This is a genomic window from Janthinobacterium sp. NKUCC08_JDC, from assembly GCF_019345575.1.
Lineage (GTDB): Bacteria > Pseudomonadota > Gammaproteobacteria > Burkholderiales > Burkholderiaceae_D > Janthinobacterium > Janthinobacterium aestuarii.
Map to the genome: position 1 here is coordinate 382,517 of NZ_JAHKQW010000003.1, position 17,729 is coordinate 400,245.

16 protein-coding genes are annotated in these 17,729 nt (G+C 61.0%); 8 read left to right on the forward strand and 8 right to left on the reverse strand.

Annotated features, from left to right (window positions below):
- Nucleotides 1-45: 45 nt before the first annotated feature.
- Nucleotides 46-384: a flagellar hook-basal body complex protein FliE gene (locus KO538_RS11660; protein ID WP_034757853.1), complete on the reverse strand. Its 339-nt coding sequence runs from the start codon at nucleotides 382-384 to the stop codon at nucleotides 46-48.
- A 552-nt stretch (nucleotides 385-936) separates the two neighbouring features.
- Between KO538_RS11660 and KO538_RS11665 the strand changes: the two genes are divergently transcribed.
- Genes KO538_RS11665 through KO538_RS11695 form a run of 7 tightly spaced genes read left to right on the forward strand, consistent with a single transcriptional unit; the run spans nucleotide 937 to nucleotide 7,248 of the window.
- Nucleotides 937-1,815: a FliM/FliN family flagellar motor switch protein gene (locus tag KO538_RS11665; protein ID WP_070303089.1), complete on the forward strand. Its 879-nt coding sequence runs from the start codon at nucleotides 937-939 to the stop codon at nucleotides 1,813-1,815.
- A gap of 1 nt (nucleotide 1,816) precedes the next feature.
- Nucleotides 1,817-2,182 (forward strand): FliM/FliN family flagellar motor switch protein, encoded by a 366-nt coding sequence (locus tag KO538_RS11670; RefSeq protein ID WP_034757866.1) that lies wholly within the window; start codon nucleotides 1,817-1,819, stop codon nucleotides 2,180-2,182.
- On the forward strand, nucleotides 2,179-2,949 hold the full coding sequence (fliP, locus tag KO538_RS11675; RefSeq protein ID WP_219328388.1) for a flagellar type III secretion system pore protein FliP: 771 nt from the start codon (nucleotides 2,179-2,181) through the stop codon (nucleotides 2,947-2,949). The genes KO538_RS11670 and fliP overlap by 4 nt, the downstream gene beginning before the upstream one ends.
- Before the next feature lie 3 nt (nucleotides 2,950-2,952).
- Nucleotides 2,953-3,225 carry a flagellar biosynthetic protein FliQ gene (locus tag KO538_RS11680; RefSeq protein ID WP_034757874.1) on the forward strand — a complete coding sequence of 91 codons (273 nt, stop codon included), beginning with the start codon at nucleotides 2,953-2,955 and terminating at the stop codon, nucleotides 3,223-3,225.
- 9 nt (nucleotides 3,226-3,234) lie between these two features.
- A complete protein-coding gene (locus tag KO538_RS11685) occupies nucleotides 3,235-4,035 on the forward strand; it encodes a flagellar biosynthetic protein FliR (RefSeq protein WP_034757878.1) in 801 nt (266 codons plus the stop codon).
- Nucleotides 4,025-5,164: a flagellar biosynthesis protein FlhB gene (locus KO538_RS11690; protein WP_034757880.1), complete on the forward strand. Its 1,140-nt coding sequence runs from the start codon at nucleotides 4,025-4,027 to the stop codon at nucleotides 5,162-5,164. Before KO538_RS11685 ends, KO538_RS11690 begins: the two co-directional genes overlap by 11 nt.
- The gene (locus KO538_RS11695) at nucleotides 5,161-7,248 is read left to right on the forward strand and encodes a flagellar biosynthesis protein FlhA (protein ID WP_046684918.1); all 2,088 of its coding nucleotides are present in this window, start codon (nucleotides 5,161-5,163) and stop codon (nucleotides 7,246-7,248) included. The genes KO538_RS11690 and KO538_RS11695 overlap by 4 nt, the downstream gene beginning before the upstream one ends.
- 52 nt (nucleotides 7,249-7,300) lie before the next feature.
- Here the strand turns inward: KO538_RS11695 and KO538_RS11700 are convergent, their stop codons facing one another.
- The 7 genes from KO538_RS11700 to KO538_RS11730 form a co-directional block, all read right to left on the reverse strand.
- Nucleotides 7,301-8,401: a hypothetical protein gene (locus KO538_RS11700; protein WP_219328389.1), complete on the reverse strand. Its 1,101-nt coding sequence runs from the start codon at nucleotides 8,399-8,401 to the stop codon at nucleotides 7,301-7,303.
- Between the two features lie 57 nt (nucleotides 8,402-8,458).
- Entirely contained in the window at nucleotides 8,459-9,334 is an 876-nt protein-coding gene (locus KO538_RS11705; RefSeq protein ID WP_219328390.1) for a flagellin, read from the reverse strand.
- A 181-nt stretch (nucleotides 9,335-9,515) separates the two neighbouring features.
- Nucleotides 9,516-10,391: a flagellin gene (locus tag KO538_RS11710; protein ID WP_070303092.1), complete on the reverse strand. Its 876-nt coding sequence runs from the start codon at nucleotides 10,389-10,391 to the stop codon at nucleotides 9,516-9,518.
- Between the two features lie 243 nt (nucleotides 10,392-10,634).
- On the reverse strand, nucleotides 10,635-11,510 hold the full coding sequence (locus KO538_RS11715; RefSeq protein ID WP_070303093.1) for a flagellin: 876 nt from the start codon (nucleotides 11,508-11,510) through the stop codon (nucleotides 10,635-10,637).
- A gap of 141 nt (nucleotides 11,511-11,651) precedes the next feature.
- Nucleotides 11,652-12,380: an acetyltransferase gene (locus KO538_RS11720; RefSeq protein ID WP_219328391.1), complete on the reverse strand. Its 729-nt coding sequence runs from the start codon at nucleotides 12,378-12,380 to the stop codon at nucleotides 11,652-11,654.
- Complete coding sequence (locus tag KO538_RS11725; RefSeq protein ID WP_175444536.1) at nucleotides 12,380-13,531, reverse strand: DegT/DnrJ/EryC1/StrS aminotransferase family protein; 1,152 nt, start codon at nucleotides 13,529-13,531, stop codon at nucleotides 12,380-12,382. Before KO538_RS11725 ends, KO538_RS11720 begins: the two co-directional genes overlap by 1 nt.
- Nucleotides 13,531-16,740 (reverse strand): tetratricopeptide repeat protein, encoded by a 3,210-nt coding sequence (locus KO538_RS11730; protein WP_219328392.1) that lies wholly within the window; start codon nucleotides 16,738-16,740, stop codon nucleotides 13,531-13,533. Before KO538_RS11730 ends, KO538_RS11725 begins: the two co-directional genes overlap by 1 nt.
- A 274-nt stretch (nucleotides 16,741-17,014) precedes the next feature.
- On the opposite strand from KO538_RS11730, the gene KO538_RS11735 reads away from it, so the two are divergent.
- Nucleotides 17,015-17,677, forward strand: a complete 663-nt coding sequence (locus KO538_RS11735; RefSeq protein ID WP_219328393.1) for an acetyltransferase — start codon at nucleotides 17,015-17,017, stop codon at nucleotides 17,675-17,677.
- The last annotated feature ends 52 nt before the right edge of the window (nucleotides 17,678-17,729 follow it).

Genomic DNA, 17,729 nt, shown 5'->3' on the forward strand with positions numbered 1-17,729 from the left:
GGGTAACTTTCGCTGGGAGGCTGGGCGTGGATCAGGACGTGAAGATTACAGAGGCAGTTTGATGAGTTCGTCGACGGCGCCCATGACCTTGTTGCGCACTTGCATCAACATGGAGAAGGACAGGCTCGCTTCCTGGCTGGCCAGCATGGCGCCGACCATGTCGTCGCTCTTGCCGCTGTCGACGTCGCTCATTTTCTGCGCGGCCAGGCGGTCGTCGCCGTTGACCTTGCCGATGGCGTCTTTCATGCTTTGTGCAAACGAGAAGCCGGATTGTTCCGGTGCGCCGAACTGGGCGGCGGGAGCGATGCTGGCGCCCAGGGCGCGCGCGTCATTGCTCAGTGCTGCCAGATCGGCCTTGATCAGACCTGCGAGTTCGTTGCTCATCTTGCCCTCTACTTTCAATATGCGGTGACGTATCAATCAGAAATTACTGGTTTGCCATTCCGGCAGGCATTACATCGAATGCCATCTTGCCCGGCCCGATTTCAATTGGGCCCATCAGTTTTATCAGTTGCCACACCATCCGCTCAGCAGATTCAAACAAACCCGGCAGACCTGCGCCGACATGATTTACATGGCCATGACAACTAATGATTATCTGATAAAAGTTTCTTCTGGTGGCAATAAGAGGAGCTGGAAACTGCCATAAAAACCGGAATCAGGTAAGCGGAATGGCGCACTGCAAATCACTATTTTCTCGCTATAAGCTTACCTCGGGGCAACTATAAAGTAAAGAGAGGATTGCCTCAAGGAATATTGATACATGGCAATATTTGGCTTTTTCATGTATTGTTCAGCACCGTAGCCATCGAGCATGCGATACGATGCGCAATCGTTTGCTTGCAGACCTGTCGGCAAGGCCAAGATGATGCTGTATTTAATTTCGGGCGATCCGTATAATTTGTTCTGCCACCGCAATACCGACATGACCACTACATGACAATCATTACCAAGACAGATCAAACTGTGCGCCATCAAGTCCTCGATTCCTGTCTGCTTGGACGCCCTGTCCATTTGCTGCATGTATTCGGCGCACAGCTGCGCGACGACCTGGCCGTGGCCCTGCGCCAGCCGATGAGCCGTCGCTACTGGGGCAATTTCCAGATCGACGCCGTGACCTTGTCGCGCGTGGAGAACGAAGACAGCGTGAACCGCTGGCTGAGTTTTTCCACGCCGGCCGGCCAGCCGGGCTTTGCGCTCGAACGGCAGATACTGTTGAGCGTGCTGAACTATCGCTACGGTAGTGCCGGCGCCAAGGGCGCGCTGCCCGATCCGGCGCAAGTGCGCGTGACGGCAACGGAAGAGCGCCTCGCTGTGGTGCTGGGACAACAGTTGGTCCACAGTTTGTTCACCCGCATCCACAAGAACCTGCAAACCCTGGGCAAGAGCAGCGACATCGACACCACTGCCGAGGTCGCCGTGCAGTCCGGCGTGCATCCGGCACGCGGCAGCTGGATCGTCACCGTGGCGCTCAGCGACGTCGAAGCGGGGCAGAGCGGCCAGTTCTGGTTCTCGCTGGACAAGCGCCTGATGGCCGACGTGCTGCGCGGCCTGCTGCCCGAGCGCGCGCAAGCGAAGAAAGCCTTGCGCGGCAGCGTACGCCCGCTCGCTTCGCGCCTGCAAGTGACCCTGGAAGGCCGGCTCGTCAGCAAGCAGGTGCAGCTGGGCGCCTTGTTCGACCTGCGCGTGGGCGACGTGATTCCAGTCAGCCTGAGCCGTACCGACGTCATGCTTGACGACTCCCGTTTATTTACAGCGGCTGTTTCCGAACACAAGGGCAAGCTCTGTTTAACCTCATTTGAAGATGTCGAATAATATGAATATCACCGATACCAACCAGAGCGAAACCCTGCTGGAAGACCTGGGCGATGACATGATCATCGACCAGGGCGACGTCTCCGACGTGGCCAGCACCCGCGCGCGCCGCGACATTCCGCAAATGATGCGCAAGATTCCCGTCACTCTGACCCTGGAAGTGGGCTCGGCCCGCATCTCGCTGGAAGAGTTGATGGCCATCGGCCCGGAAAGCGTGATCGAACTCGACATGCTGGCCGGCGAACCGCTGGTGATCAAGGTCAACGGCACACCGATCGGCCGTGCCGAAGTGGTGGTGGCCGGCGAGAACTATGGCCTGAAAGTCATCGACCTCGACGGCCTCAATCTCGACCTGATGACAGCATGAAGCTGGTGGTACCCGGCTTGAGCCGGCGCCGCGGCGCGCTGGCTGCCGCGCTGGCTGTCCCTGTTCTGATGCTGTGCTGCGGCGCGGCCGGCGCGCAGGACCTGCTCGCCGGCGTGGTGCCGGGCGCGAAGACCGACCTGTCGGTGAAGATGCAGATCCTCGTCGTCATGACCCTGCTCGGGCTGCTGCCCGTGATGGTCATGATGATGACCAGCTTTACCCGCTTCGTCATCGTGCTGTCGCTGCTGCGCCAGGCCCTCGGCCTGCAGCAGGGCTTGCCCAACCGTATCGTCACCGGCATCGCCCTGATTCTCACCTTGCTGGTCATGCGTCCCATCGGCGACCAGGTATGGAAGGAAGCGTTCGTGCCTTATGACCGCGACCAGATCGGCATGCAGGAAGCCTTGAAAATTGCCGAAGTGCCCATTTCGCGCTTTATGCTGGCGCAGACGAGCAAGGCCGCGCTGGCGCAGATCGCGCACCTGGCCGGCGAACCGTCGAGCATGCGCCCGCAAGACCATAGTTTCACGGTCAAGCTGGCCGCGTTCGTATTGTCCGAACTCAAGACGGCGTTCCAGATCGGCTGCATGCTGTTCATCCCCTTCCTCATCATCGACCTGGTGGTGGCGTCCGTGCTGATGGCCATGGGCATGATGATGCTCTCGCCGCTCGTCATCTCGCTGCCGTTCAAGCTGCTGCTGTTCGTGCTCGTCGATGGCTGGACCCTGACCGTCAACACCTTAGTTACCAGCATACAGGGCTATTGACCGATGTTTACCCCTGAAGTCGCCGTCGACCTGATCATCGAAGCATTGCATGTCGTCATGCTGCTGGTGGTGATCCTGGTCGTGCCGGGTTTGCTCATGGGCTTGCTGGTCGCGCTGGTGCAGGCGGCCACATCGATCAATGAACAGACCATGAGTTTCCTGCCGCGCCTGCTGGTCACCCTGCTGGCCCTGATCCTGGCCGGACGCTGGATGGCCGGTTACCTGATGGATTATTGCGTGTCCATTTTTCAGCGCGCCGCCACCCTGGTCGGATAGCACCGCGCCATGGATCAGATTTTCAATCAGGTGCTGCCGTTTCTGCTGGCCGTGTGGTGGCCGTTTTGCCGCATCCTGGCCATGCTCAGCGCCTCGCCCGTGATCGGCGACGCGATGGTGCCCGTTCCCGTGCGGGTGCTGCTGTCGCTGGTGCTGGCGATCCTGATGCTGCCCGTGATGCAGGCGTCTGGCGTGTCGCAGGAGTTGCTGAAGATCGATCCGTTTTCTCTGCACGCCCTCGTCGCCACCCTGGAGCAGGCCATCATCGGCTTCGTCCTGGGCCTGGCTTTCCACTTCGCCATGTCCGTCATGTCGGTGCTCGGCTACCTCGTGTCGAGCCAGGTGGGCTTTTCCATGGCCGTCATGAATGACCCGCTCAACGGTACCTCGTCGGACGTGATCACGGGTTTGCTCACCATCATGTGCATGATCGTGTTTTTCGCCATCGATGGCCACCTCGTGCTGACGGGCGTGATCGGCGCCAGTTTCACGGCCTGGCCCGTGGGACAGGGCTACGGGCCGCTGCTGCTGCAGACGGTGGCGTACAACGTGGCATGGATCTTTGCCGCCGCCATGCTGCTGGCCTTGCCCATCGTCTTTTCCACCATGGTGGTGCAGCTGGGCTTTGGCTTCCTGAACCGGGTGGCGCCGTCGTTGAACCTGTTTTCGCTGGGTTTTTCCATGATCACCATGTTCGGCCTGCTGATGCTGATACAGATCGTGCGCTTTATCCCGGAGCACTATGTCGCCATGACGAACCGCGTGCTCGACATGATCCAGGAACAAATGCGGGTGGCCCATGGCGGATAGCAGCACTGGCGACAAAACAGAAAAGGCTTCAGCACAGAAGCTGAAGAAATCGCGCCAGGAAGGGCAGGTGGTGCGTTCGCGCGACCTGTCGACGGCGCTGGGCATCCTGATCAGCATGAAGGTCTTCATTTACCTGCTGCCCGGTTATCTGGTCAGCTTTCGCGAACTGTTCGCCATGTCCTTCATGCCGCTCGACAGCAAGGGCGCGCTGGAAAATGCCATGTCGATGGCGTTTACCACGTCGGTGGGCTTGCTGATCAAGATGATCGTGCCGCTGTTCTGCGTGCCTTTGTTCGTCGTGCTCGGCTCCTTGATCCCTGGCGGCTGGGTCATCAGCACGAAGAACTGGGCGCCGAAGATGGAGCGCCTGAGCCCGGCCAAGAACCTGGGCCGCCTCGTGTCGCCCAAGCACGGCTTTGAATTCGGCTTGTCGATCGCCAAGGCCGCCGTGCTGGGCATGGTACTCGTGCACGTGAGCCGCTCCAGCCTGACGCAGTACGTGGATTTGCAACACCGGCCCCTGCAGCAGGCCATGCTCGATGGCTCGGCGCTGATGCTCGACGGCCTGATGGCGCTCATTTCCGTCTTCGTGCTGTTTGCCATCATCGACGTGCCGGCGCAGGCGTTTTTCTTTGCCCGCAACCAGCGCATGAGCAAGCAGGACGTCAAGGAAGAACATAAAAGCAGCGAAGGGCGGCCCGAAGTGCGCCAGCGCATCCGCCAGCTGCAGCAGCAGATCGGCCGGCGCAGCGTGCGCAAGACCGTGCCCGACGCCGACGTGGTGATCGTCAATCCCGAGCATTACGCCGTCGCATTGAAGTATGACCAGGACCGCGCCGAGGCGCCGTTCGTCGTTGCCAAGGGCGTCGACGAGATGGCGCTGTATATCCGGCAAGTGGCGAAGGAACACAATATCGAAACGCTGGAGTTGCCGCCGCTGGCGCGCGCCATCTACAACACCAGCCAGGTGCAGCAGCAGATTCCCGTGCAGCTGTACCAGGCCGTGTCGCAGGTGCTTAACTACATACTGCAGCTGAAAGCATTCCGTACTGGGCAGCGCGCCGCCCAGCCCCCATTTCCCACCGAGGTGGTCGTGCCATCTCATTTGAGCGAGGTAGTACCTTCATGAATTTCCTGAACCGGTTGGTTGCCGAAATGCGCCGCCACAAGTTCGCCACGCCGCTGTTCCTGCTGGTGATCCTGGCGATGATCATCTTGCCGCTGCCGCCCGTGCTGCTCGATATCTTGTTCACTTTCAATATCGTGCTGGCACTGATCGTCATCCTCGTCAGCGTGTCGGCCAAGCGGCCGCTCGATTTCTCCGTCTTCCCGACGGTGATCCTGGCCACCACCATGCTCAGGCTGACCCTGAACGTGGCGTCGACGCGCGTGGTGTTGCTGCACGGCCATACGGGCGCGGATGCGGCCGGTAAGGTGATCGAGGCGTTTGGTAACGTGGTGATCGGCGGTAACTTCGTCGTCGGTATCGTGGTCTTCGTGATCTTGATGATCATCAACTTCGCCGTCGTTACCAAGGGTGCCGAGCGCATCTCGGAAGTGTCGGCGCGCTTTACCCTCGATGCCTTGCCGGGCAAGCAGATGGCGATCGACGCCGACCTGAACGCCGGCCTGATCAACCAGGAAAAAGCCCAGATCCGCCGCAAGGACGTGGCCGCCGAAGCGGATTTCTATGGCGCCATGGACGGCGCGTCGAAGTTCGTGCGTGGCGACGCCGTCGCCAGTATTTTGATCTTGATCATCAACATGGTCGGCGGCGTGGCCATCGGCTCGCTGATGCACGACCTGTCGTTCGGCGACGCCTTCCGTCAATACGCACTGCTGACCATCGGTGATGGCCTGGTGGCGCAGATCCCGGCGCTGCTGCTGTCGGCCGCGGCCGCCATCCTGGTGACCCGTATCAGCGATTCGGGCGATTTCGAACAGCAAGTGGCAGGCCAGGTGCTGACCTCGCCAACGGTGATCTACAGCGCGGCCGGCATGATGGTGGCGCTGGCCTTGATTCCGGGCATGCCGTGGTTCATGTTCATGACCTTTGCGGCCGTGCTGGCCTTCGTGGCCTGGCGCCTGACCAAGCGCGTGAAGGGGCCCGATGCGGCCGGCATGGCGGCCATCGAGGCGGCCTTGCGCGATGACAAGCCTGCCGAACTCGAGTGGCAGCAATTGCCGGCCGTGCAGCCGCTGATGGTGATGCTCGGCTACAAGCTGGTCGGCATGGTGGATAAGACGCAAGGCGAACCGCTGAACAAGCGCGTCAAGGGCGTGCGCCAGAGCCTGTCCGAATCGATGGGCTTGCTGCTGCCGAATATCGGCGTGCGCGACGACCTGGCCCTGAAGCCGTCGCAGTACGCGATCGTGCTGTCGGGCACCGTGGTGGCGCAGGCGGAGGTGCAGGCCGACCGCCTGATGGCGATCCCGTCGCCGAACGTGTATGGTCAGCTCGACGGCATTCCCGGCATCGAGCCGGCCTACGGCATGCCCGTCACGTGGATCGAACCGGGCGAAAAGGCGCATGCGCTGGGCCTCGGCTACCAGGTCATCGAGGCGCCCAGCGTGATCGCCACGCACTTGTCGAAGATGGTGCGCGAATACCTGCCGGAACTGTTCCGCCACGAAGACGTGTCGAACATGATGGAGCGGCTGACGGCCCTGTCGCCCAAGCTCGCTGGCGCGCTGGACAAGGCGCTGACGCATACGCAGCTGCTGCGCGTATTCCGCGTCTTGCTGGCGGAAAATGTGTCACTGAAGGATATCGTGCCCATCGCCACCACCTTGCTCGACAGTTCGGAAACGACCAAGGATCCGATCCTGCTGGCGGCCGAAGTGCGCTGTGCGCTGCGGCGCCAGATCGTCAGCGGCCTGTTCGGCCAGAAGATGGAAATGCAGGCGTTTAACCTGGGCGGCGAACTGGAAAACATGCTGCTTGGTTCCCTTAACCAGGCGCGCCAGTCGGGCAAGGTGACTTTGGACAACTATCCGATCGACCCGCATCTGCTGTCGCAGCTGCAAGTGAACATGCCGGTGGCGCGCGAGCAGATGAAGCAGCAGGCCACGCCGCCGCTGCTGCTGGTGCTGCCGCAGATCCGTCCGCTGCTGGCCCGTTATGCGCGCCTGTTTGCGCCTGGCCTGCACGTGCTGTCGTATAACGAAATCCCGGAAAACCGCGAAGTGAGCATCATCGGCACGGTGGGGTAAATTGCTGGAACGAAAAAAAACGGCGCTTCGAGCGCCGTTTTTTTATGCCGCGTCAATCCTGCTCGTCGATGGGCGGCATCAGCTCGTGCTCCTGGCCATCGGCCAGCAGCAGCACGGTGGCGCCTGGCGCCGTGTCTTCCTCGTCGCCATAGTCGTAACCGAACGGCGCCGCCACTTCCTTCGAGACGATGACGGGCTCCTCCTCGGTTTCAGCGGCGGGGGCTTGGGGCGCATCGGGATCGGCCGCCACTTCCGCTTCCGGCTGCGTCAGCAGCAGGGCCACTTCGGCCATGGCGCGAAACAGGGGCAGCGACAGCGAGGCTGCGCCCGCCTGCATCGGGTAATTGCCGTGCACGCGCTGTGCATGCAACTGGCGGTTCAGGCGGCAGCGCACCAGGCGCAGGCCCGCGCGCCGCACGGCGTCGGCGATCTCGGGCAGGGCCAGGCGCAAATGGCGCAAGGCGGCTTCCTCGTCGGCGGCCAGTTCCAGCAGCACGCCGTCGCCGGACGGTTCCATCTGGATCACGACCCGGCCGATACCGATGATGATCAGTTCGACGCGCAGCGCCACCTTGCCGCGCCGCCTTGGTGTTGAATCTTCGTCTTCGTCGCTGGCCAGCACGCGCAGCAGCAGGCGCTGGCCGCCCCAGCCATACACGGCAAAGCGCCACGCTTCGCTGTCGACCGTCAAGGGCGGACGGGCGCCTTCGCGCAGCAGGGCCGGCTGCTGCTCGGCCATGAACAGGCTGCCCGGCACATGCTGGCCGCGCGCCTGTTCTTGCAGGGCCGCATATTGTTCGCCATACGTGCGCACCATCACGCGCCACGACGCGGCCAGCTGCGCAGCGTCGGGCGGCTGCCATATGAGCTGGCGCGTGAAGAACAGCTGGTTGACCTGCATGGCGCTGCTGTCGCGCGGCAGGGCGCCGCCCGTACCATCGGCATTGGGTTTGATGAGGGACGCCAGGCTGTCCTGTCCCTTTTGCTGCAGCTGGGCGGGCAGGGTGCCGGCGTCGGGCGCGGGCGCCATGTAGGGGCCGATCGGCACCAGCGGCTGCACCACGCCAGGCACCATCGGCGTAGCGGGGCTGACGTCGAAGCGCTGGGTAATCAGGGGCACCGGGTTGCCCGATGCAATGCGGTCTATCGCCATGCCATTGCTTCCTGCTGATACATATTCATCCGATCCGCCATCGCGTCCTGCCGGTAATTATTGTAATAAAGAAAGAATCAGCTTGCTCATGCTCTGGCTTTGCTTGAGCATGGCCGTACTCGCTTGCATCAGCATTTGCGCCGACGTCATGTTGGCGCTTTCAGCCGCGTAGTCGACGTCCATGATGCGGCCGATGGCGGCCTTGGTGTTGGTGACCATGTTGGACAGGTTATTGTAGATGTGTCCAAGCCGGTTCGCGGTGGCGCCCAGCGCCGAGCGCACGCTGCCGACCTTGTCGACGGCCGCCGCCAGCATGTCGATCATGCCATTGGCGCTGCTGTTGCTGGCAAATTCGCTGCCGGCGGTGGCGCCTGGCGCGAAATTGACGGAGATCGCCTGTAGTGCCGCGTTGAGCGCGCCCATGTCGCCCGCCACGCTGAACTGCATGGTCTCGCTGCCGGTGGCGCCGATCTGGAACGTCATGGCTTGCGACAAGGTACCCATGCCGGCGCTGCCGTTGCCCAGCAATAGAGTGCCGCCGTAGCGGGTGTTCGTCATGACGTTGTACAGCTCGGCGCCCAGCGCATCGTATTCGCCCTGCATGGCGTCGCGGTCTTTCTGGTTCGACGAGGCGTCCGCCGCCTGGGTGGCCAGGTCCTTCATGCGCACCAGCATGCTGGTGACTTCGCCAAACGCGCCTTCGGCCGTCTGCAGCAGGGAAGTACTGTTTTGCGTGTTGCGCATGGCCACCGCCATGCCGCTGGTCTGGGCGCTCAGCCGGGTAGCGATCTGCAAGCCGGCCGCGTCGTCCATGGCCGAGTTGATGCGAAAGCCCGTGGAGAGGCGCGTCATCGACGTCGACAGCATTTGCTGTGCCCAGCCCATGGCCCGCTGGGCTGACAGTGCGGCAGTATTGGTATGAATGCTCAGCACGCGGCGGCTCCAGTGGACGATTGTTCGGTGTTCTACCTTGTATAGGCGACTATGCCGGCAACATCGTTAAACGTGATGGCAATTTAGTTCAATATGCCGGAAAGACCAGGAACCGCAGACGAAAAAAAAGCCAGACCGGAGTCTGGCTTCGATGAACTGGCCGCAAGCGGCCAAGTCGATATTATTGCAGCAGGGACATGACCATCGAGGACATGCTGTTGCTTTGTTTCAGCATCGCGGTACCAGCTTGCAGCAGCATTTGCGACGACGTCATGTTCGAGCTTTCGGTAGCGAAGTCGGTGTCCATGATGCGGCCGGTAGCGGCTTTGGTGTTGGTGGCGATGTTCGACAAGTTGGTGTTGACGTGGTCCAGACGGTTAGCCGTCGCGCCCAGTGCCGAACGCACGGTGCTGACGCTGTCGATGGCGGTAGCCAGCAGGCCGATGGTGGCGTTGGCGGTGGCGGTCAGTTCCGTTGCGCCCGTCGATGCTGCCGACGAGAAGTTTTTGCTCAGGCCGGTCAGGGCTGCGTTCAGCGCGGTCAGGTTGCCGGAAACGTCAAAGCTCATTTTTTCCGTCGAGCTTGCACCGATCTGGAACGTCATCGACGTCGACAGCGTGCCGGAGGCGGCAGCTGCGCCGTCGCCCAGCAGCTTGGTGCCGCCGAACGTGGTGTTGGTCATCACGTTGTACAGCTCTTGACCCAGTGCATTGTATTCAGCTTGCATGGCGGTCTTGTCGGCGCCGGTCGACGAAGCATCGGAAGCCTGGGTTGCCAAGTCTTTCATGCGCACCAGCATGTTGGTGACTTCAGCGAAAGCGCCTTCAGCCGTTTGCAGCAGCGAGGTGCTGTTTTGCGTGTTGTTCATCGCAACGGTCATGCCGCTGGTTTGTGCTTTCAGGCGGGTGGCGATTTGCAGACCGGCAGCGTCATCCATTGCCGAGTTGATACGGAAGCCGGTGCTCAGGCGCGTCATCGAAGTCGACAGTTTGGATTGGGTATTCGAGATCGAATTTTGTGCCGACAGGGAAGCAGCGTTGGTGTGAAGGCTCAGCATGGTGTCATTCCTAATTGGGTGGTTACGGTGAGGAGCGACGGTTTATCTGCTCCTATCAGTACAAGACGACCGTGCCGCCACCTTAATTAAATGCTTTAAGGAAATTTTTTAAAATAAATGGTATTTGTTGCTTCGCCGGCCTGTTTTGCTGGTGTTGCGACATGCTTGTGCCAGCCGCAGGCGAAAAAAAAGCCAGACCGGAGTCTGGCTTCGAGAGACTGGCCGCGAGCGGCCAAGCCGATATTATTGCAGCAGGGACATGACCATCGAGGACATGCTGTTGCTTTGTTTCAGCATCGCGGTGCCAGCTTGCAGCAGCATTTGCGACGACGTCATGTTCGAGCTTTCGGTAGCGAAGTCGGTGTCCATGATGCGGCCGGTAGCGGCTTTGGTGTTGGTGGCGATGTTCGACAGGTTGGTGTTGACGTGGTCCAGACGGTTAGCCGTCGCGCCCAGTGCCGAACGCACGGTGCTGACGCTGTCGATGGCGGTAGCCAGCAGGCCGATGGTGGCGTTGGCGGAAGCGGTCAGTTCCGTCGCGCCGGTCGATGCGCCGCTCGAGAAGTTCGCGCTCAGGCCGCTCAGGGCAGTGTTCAAGGTCGACAGGTTGCCCGATACGTCGAAAGTCATTTTTTCGGTCGAGCTTGCACCGATCTGGAACGTCATCGACGTCGACAGCGTGCCGTCGGCAGCAGCGCTACCTTTGCCCAGCAGCTTGGTGCCGCCGAACGTGGTGTTGGTCATCACGTTGTACAGCTCTTGACCCAATGCATTGTATTCAGCTTGCATGGCGGTCTTGTCGGCTGCGGTCGACGAGGCATCGGAAGCCTGGGTTGCCAGGTCTTTCATGCGCACCAGCATGTTGGTGACTTCAGCGAACGCGCCTTCGGCCGTTTGCAGCAGCGAGGTGCTGTTTTGCGTGTTGTTCATCGCAACGGTCATGCCGCTGGTTTGTGCTTTCAGGCGGGTGGCGATTTGCAGGCCGGCAGCGTCATCCATTGCCGAGTTGATGCGGAAGCCGGTGCTCAGGCGCGTCATCGAAGTCGACAGTTTGGATTGGGTATTCGAGATCGAATTTTGTGCCGACAGGGAAGCAGCGTTGGTGTGAAGACTCAGCATGGTGTCATTCCTAATTGGGTGGTTATGGTGAGGAGCGACGGTTTATCTGCTCCTACCAGTACAAGACGACCATCGCTTCCACTTTATTAAATGCCGTGCGGAAATAATTTTTTACTTGCCTGAATGGCAAGCTGCGCAAGTTCAATCCACCGCGCCGCCGTGTTCCGCTTCCCATTGCCGGCGGCTGCTTTTCAGGATATCGATGACCAGCAAGGCCTTCGCTTCGTCGGCGCACAGGTCTTCCATGAACATGGCGTTATTGTTGCGTACCCATTCCAGTGGCATTTCCCACCAGGCCAGTTCCAGCAGCGCGGCACGGACTTTTTCCGTGAAGCGGTAGCGGATCAGGCGCGCCGGCGAGCCCGCATAGATGCCATAAGGTTCCGAGCGGAAATTCGGCGGCAGCAGCGAGCGCGCGCCGATGACGCAGCCGTTTTCGATCACGCTGCCGCCCAGCACCATCACTTCGTCGCCGATCCACACATCGTTCTTGATCACCGTGTCGGCATACTGTGGCGGCGGCGTATTTTTCAATCCGCCGCCAAGGATCGACAGCATGAAGGTCGAGACCGTGCGCATTTCATGCTGGCCATTGAGGATGAAACTCAGGCGCGAGCCACCGGCTACATAGCGTCCGACGCACAGGCTTTGCTGTCCGCTGTCATATTTCACCAGCGAACCGACGCCGAAACAGGAGCCGCGCCCAATATAAAAGTGGCCGTTCTCCGGTTCCTGGTCCAGCCAGTTGCGGAAAAATTGATGGGGCAGGGTGCTGATGGCGCCATCCGCGTAGCCCAGCACCGTGAATTGGCCCGACCAGGCATGGTTCTCCGCTACGCCGGAAAAATTGGTTTCGGTGGAAATTTGCATCAGGCGATGTTCCGTATCACTTCTTGTTGCAGTGCTGGCGCGGCGATCATGGCGATAATGGCGTCCACGGTCGCCATCTCCAGATCCGGATAGATGGGCAGGCAGATCACTTGCGATGAGGCGAGCCGCGCCACGGGCAGGTTCGCGTGCGCGGCGGACGGCATGCCGCGGTACATGGGGAAGTCGCTGATGAGCGGGTAAAAATAGCGGCGCGCATAGATTTCCTGGTCGCGCAGGCGCTGGAACAGGGCGTCGCGCGACAGCGGATAATCGGGGCCGACCAGGATGGGGAAATACGCGTTGTTGGCGGCCTCGGCATCGCCTTGCTGCACGCAGGTGATGCCATCGATGCCAGCCAGTTGCTGGCGGTAATGCGCATCGATCGCCTTGCGTTTCTGGCGCGCGCCGTCGATGCCCTTGAGCTGCAGCAAGCCGAAGGCGGCATTGATTTCGCTCATCTTGCCATTGATGCCGGCGGCAACGACCGTGACCTCATCGACGAAGCCGAAGTTTTTCAGGTGGTCGATCCGTTGCTTGGTCTTGGCGTCGGGGCAGACGATGGCGCCGCCTTCGAAGGTGTTGAAGATCTTGGTGGCATGAAAGCTGATCACGGAAAGGTCGCCGTGATTGAGCACGCTGCCGCCCCGGTGGCGCACGCCAAACGCATGCGCGGCATCGTAGATCACCTTCAGGTTGTAGTTGTCGGCAATTTTCTCGATGGCTTCGATATCGCATGGCCGGCCGTAGCAATGCACGGGCATGATGGCGGTGGTCTGCGGCGTGATGGCCGCCTCGATTTTGCTCGGGTCGAGGTTCAGGCTGTGCGGCTCGATGTCGGCAAAGACGGGCTTGATGTTATTCCACAGCAGCGAATGAGCGGTGGCGACAAACGAATACGGCGTCGTGATGACTTCGCCGTTGATGCGCAGCGCCTGCAAGGCCGTCATCAATGCCAAGGTGCCATTGGCGAACAGGCAGATGTGCTTGACGCCCAGGTAGTCGCACAGCGCCTGTTCCAGTTGCTGGTGGAACGGGCCGCCATTGGTCAGGATCTTGTTGTTCCAGATCGTTTCCAGATACGGCAGGAAATCCTCCAGCGGCGGCAGCAGGGGCTGGGTGACATACACGGGTTTGTTTTTTTGAGCGCTCATCATAATCCGATCGGCGGGTTGGGTACGGCCACGGGTGCTTCGAACGAGATGGGCGGCAAGCCCTCGCACCAGCGTTGCCAGATGATGCGCAAGCCATTTTCCAGGCCTTCCGTAATCAGCTTGGGTTTGCCCAGGACCGAGCGTTCCAGGCGGTGCCGCATGCTGAAGCGGTAGGCGCCCAGCAGCATGGGGTTGGCCGCCATGGCCACGCTCTTGCGCACGAGATCATCTTCGTCGGTGGCAATAAAGTCATCGAGTTCGACCTGGCGCATGATCATGTTGCCGGCGCGGCTAGGCATGGTCGGGCCTGCTGTCGTGAGGGTGGGCACGCCCATCCACAGCGCATGCAGCGTTGTCGTGCTGCCGCAATACGGGAAGGCGTCGAGGCAGATATCGATGCGGTGATGGATGGCCATGAATTGGGCCATGCCCGTGCGTCCTTCGAAGGTCAGGCGTTCCGGCGCAATGCCTTCTTCCGCGAACCAGGCCGCCAGTTGCGGCGGCGCTTCCGATTTCGGCATGGCCGCCACGATCATCTTGGAATCGGGGACGGCGCGCAGCACCCTGGCCCAGCGCGCGATGACCTGGCGATTGATTTTATTGGTACGGTTGAAACTGCCAAACGTGATGTGGCCATTGGTCAATACGGGCGCGGGCTGGACGCTGGGCGCCAGCTTGGACGGCAGGAAGGGCACGCAGGCGGGCAGCAGCAGCAGTTTCTCGGAGAATTGGTCGCCCAATTCGTCCGGTGGCGTGAAGTGCTGATCACCCAGATAGTAATCGATCGATTGCAGTCCCGTCGTGAGCGGGTAGCCGATCCAGCTGGCCTGGACAGGGGCCGGCTTGGCGGCAAACATGAGCAGCCGGTTCTTGCCCGTGTGGCCGGACAAATCGATCAGGATGTCGATGCCATCGTCGCGGATCAGCTGGCCCAGGTCAGGATCGGACAGGTGTTCCACCTGGCGCCAGTGGGGAATGACTTCCCGCAGGCGCTCCGTGATGTCGTCATTGCACGGATTGTTGTGGTAGGCATACAGCGACAACTGGGCGTCATCGGCGATATTTTCCAGTATCGGAATGAGAAAGTGCGGCACCGGATGGTTGTGCAGGTCGCCCGACACGAAGCCGACTTTCAAGGTGCGCAGCGGGTCGCGGCTGTTGCTGTGCTCCCCGCGTCCTTTGGCGATATGCGTTTCAAAGGTGTCGCTGAAGCGCTGATGCTCGGCAAAGAGCGCCTGGGGATCGATCTCGGTGCTATGCGACAACAGGAACAGGTAGTTGCTGAACAGGGTTTCCCACAGCGGGCAGACGGCCAGGCCCTTGCGGCAGGTTTCAATCGCTTCTTCTATCCTGCCGATATTGCTGAAAGTGGCGCTGATATTGACGTAGGCGTCACGATAGTCGGGATTGATTTCCAGTGTCTTGTGGTAGCAATCGAGTGCCAGCAGCGGCTCGTTCATGAGCACGTAGCAATTGCCGAGCGCAAAGTAAGCGCGCTCGAATGCGGGGGCGATAGCGAGCGCGGCCAGATACGTCTGCTTTGCGTGTTCCAATTGTTTCTGCGCCTGGCGCGTCGAGCCCAGGTTGCACAGCGCCGAGATGTTTTTCGGTTCCAGTTCCAGTGCGCGCTCATAGGCGGCGGTGGCTGCGTCGTATTGCTCCAGTTCTTGCAGGGCGACGCCCATGTGGTTGTGCGTTTCGCTATCGTCGGAATCGAGTTCCAGGGTGCGGCGGTATGCCTCCACCGCGAGCGGATAGCGCTTGATGGTGCTGTAGTAATCGGCCAGCTGCCTGTGGTTCGCGGCGTTGCCGGGAGCCAGGTCGATGGCAAGCTTGAAATACTTCAAGGCATTGTCATGGTCTTCGGCCGCTCCGTAGGCGATGGCGAGCTGGCCGCAGGCTTGCGCATCGTCCGGCTGCAGGCGCAGCACTCTTGCGCAGTACTCGATGGCCGCCGTGTAATTCTTCTGTTTGCATTGAAGCAATCCCAGATTGCTCAGCGCCTGGGTGAAATCGCTATCGAGCGCAATCGCCTGCTCGTACGCGGTGATCGCTTCCTCCGGCTGCTCCAGCGACTGGAGGGCGCGTCCCAGGTTGTTGTGCAGTTTGGCGTCGTCGGGATGCAGTGCGATGGCGCGGCGGTAGCTGGTCACGGCGCCCGCGTAGTCTTGGGCTCCATGCAGCGCCGCGGCCAGATTGGCATGCGCCGCCGTGGTCTGGGGCGCTAATTGCAGTACGGCCCGGTAGCTGACGATGGCCGCTTGCCATTGCTGCAGGTCTTGCTGGGCGTTGCCCAGATTCAGATAGATGTCGGCGTCGCCCGGTAGCAGGGCCAGCGCGCTTTGATAGCAGGCGATGGCTTCGGCGCTGCGCTGCATCGCTTGCAGTGTATTGCCGAGATTGAAGTGGCCCTTGGCGTAATCGGGACGCAGTGCCAGCGCTTGCCGGTATGCCTGTTCAGCCTGCTCCAGCTTGCCTTGCGCCTGCAGGGCCGCCGCCAGGTTGCCATGCGCTTCGACAAAGTCCGTATTCAGTTCCAGCGCCCTGGTATAGCTGTCGATCGCCTGGTCGTACATGCCTCGTTCCTGCCATGCGGTACCCAGGTTGCCATGCGCTTCGGCATCGTTGGGCGCCAATTGCGCGGTTTTTTGCAAGGCCTCGAACGCATCCTTGCCCTGCAATTGCAGGGCGGTGCCCAGCACGCTCCAGGCAAAATCGGAGTCGGGATAGCGCTGCGTCAGGGCGTGGCTGGCCATTTCCAGTTCGGCATGGTGGCCGGCTTGATACAGTGCAATGACGTGCTGCGTTTCCTGCGCAGTGGGCGTGCTGGCGATCGCCGTTTCAATGCGGCTGCGCAAGCCTTGCGACTGTTCGTTGTCGAGCCCGCGCGCGATGGCCGCCGTCACGATCTCCAGCGCCTGTTCGCGTTCGCCCGCCTTGAGCAAGCCATCCGCATACGACAGCCAGAACTGGCCTTCGTCGGGGTTCACCGACAGCGCCTTGTGCAGATACGGCAAGCCGGCCTCGTATTGCCCGACCTGTCCCGCCAATAAACCCATATTGTGGTTGGCGATGGCGTGATACGGCTGCGCTTGCAAAATCGCCAGGTAAAGCTCTTCCGCCTCGGCAAAACGGCCAGCCTGGTGTTCGGTAATTGCCTGCTGCAATTCGGCGTCGAGGGGCACTGCGGGAAGGGCGTTTGCGTTCATGGGCGGGCGGAAGGGGAAATGGTTAGCAGAGGGAATTGTAACTGGTGAAAGTGCTTCTGAGAAACTTTCCAGGTGGAATTTATCCAGGAATGCTGTCGCAATGCAAACTTGGTGTTGCTGGCTGGTCAAAGCGCGGGGAAAAGTGGCTGTTTTAAAAACCTTGCAGGCGGATGGGCGGCATGCCTTGTGCCGGGCTGCTGGTATGATGCCCGTGAATTGGCGCCTTCCTTGCCGGGCGGTCGCTGTCCGATATCGTTCACTTTTCAGCTGGGATATGCAAAACATTTTAATCATTGGCTCGTCGGGCCATGCGAAGGTCGTCATTGACGTGGTCGAACGCCAGGGGGTCTTTCATATCGCCGGCTTGATCGATGCGTTCCGGACGATCGGTGAGGAAACCTCGGGCTATCGCGTCCTGGGCGCCGAGTCCGATCTACCGGTCCTGGTGGAGCAGCTGGCCGTGGCAGGATTACTGGTGGCCATCGGCGACAACTTCGTGCGGGCAAGCGTGACGGCCCGCGTGGCGGCATTGTGCCCGCAACTGCCATTCGTCAGCGCCGTGCATCCGCAGGCCTGTGTCGCCAGGACCGTGCACATCGGTGCGGGCAGCGTGGTGATGGCAGGGGCGGTGATCAATCCCGGCTGCGACGTCGGGCATGGCTGTATCGTCAACACGCGCGCCTCGCTTGATCACGATTCCGTGATGGAGGCGTTTTCCAGCCTGGCGCCTGCCGCTGCGACAGGCGGCAGTTGCTTCATCGGCACGTGCAGCGCCCTGGGCATGGGCGCCTTGCTGCTGCAGCGCATGCGCATAGGCAGTCACTGCGTGGTCGGCGCCGGTGCCGTGGTGACGCGGCCCGTGGCCGATTTGTGCGTCAGCTATGGCGCGCCGGCAAAAATGATACGCAGCCGCGTGGCCGGCGACAAGTATGTGTAAGCTCGCGGCAGCCGCAGCGCGGCAGCGCTGCCGACTGCGGTAGCGCTGCCGC

Coding starts and splice junctions, on each gene's coding strand:
- KO538_RS11660 (WP_034757853.1), bottom strand. CDS start 384: ATGAGCAACGAACTCGCAGGTCTGATCAAGGCCGATCTGGCAGCACTG.
- KO538_RS11665 (WP_070303089.1), top strand. CDS start 937: ATGACAATCATTACCAAGACAGATCAAACTGTGCGCCATCAAGTCCTC.
- KO538_RS11670 (WP_034757866.1), top strand. CDS start 1,817: ATGAATATCACCGATACCAACCAGAGCGAAACCCTGCTGGAAGACCTG.
- fliP (WP_219328388.1), top strand. CDS start 2,179: ATGAAGCTGGTGGTACCCGGCTTGAGCCGGCGCCGCGGCGCGCTGGCT.
- KO538_RS11680 (WP_034757874.1), top strand. CDS start 2,953: ATGTTTACCCCTGAAGTCGCCGTCGACCTGATCATCGAAGCATTGCAT.
- KO538_RS11685 (WP_034757878.1), top strand. CDS start 3,235: ATGGATCAGATTTTCAATCAGGTGCTGCCGTTTCTGCTGGCCGTGTGG.
- KO538_RS11690 (WP_034757880.1), top strand. CDS start 4,025: ATGGCGGATAGCAGCACTGGCGACAAAACAGAAAAGGCTTCAGCACAG.
- KO538_RS11695 (WP_046684918.1), top strand. CDS start 5,161: ATGAATTTCCTGAACCGGTTGGTTGCCGAAATGCGCCGCCACAAGTTC.
- KO538_RS11700 (WP_219328389.1), bottom strand. CDS start 8,401: ATGGCGATAGACCGCATTGCATCGGGCAACCCGGTGCCCCTGATTACC.
- KO538_RS11710 (WP_070303092.1), bottom strand. CDS start 10,391: ATGCTGAGCCTTCACACCAACGCTGCTTCCCTGTCGGCACAAAATTCG.
- KO538_RS11715 (WP_070303093.1), bottom strand. CDS start 11,510: ATGCTGAGTCTTCACACCAACGCTGCTTCCCTGTCGGCACAAAATTCG.
- KO538_RS11720 (WP_219328391.1), bottom strand. CDS start 12,380: ATGCAAATTTCCACCGAAACCAATTTTTCCGGCGTAGCGGAGAACCAT.
- KO538_RS11725 (WP_175444536.1), bottom strand. CDS start 13,531: ATGAGCGCTCAAAAAAACAAACCCGTGTATGTCACCCAGCCCCTGCTG.
- KO538_RS11730 (WP_219328392.1), bottom strand. CDS start 16,740: ATGAACGCAAACGCCCTTCCCGCAGTGCCCCTCGACGCCGAATTGCAG.
- KO538_RS11735 (WP_219328393.1), top strand. CDS start 17,015: ATGCAAAACATTTTAATCATTGGCTCGTCGGGCCATGCGAAGGTCGTC.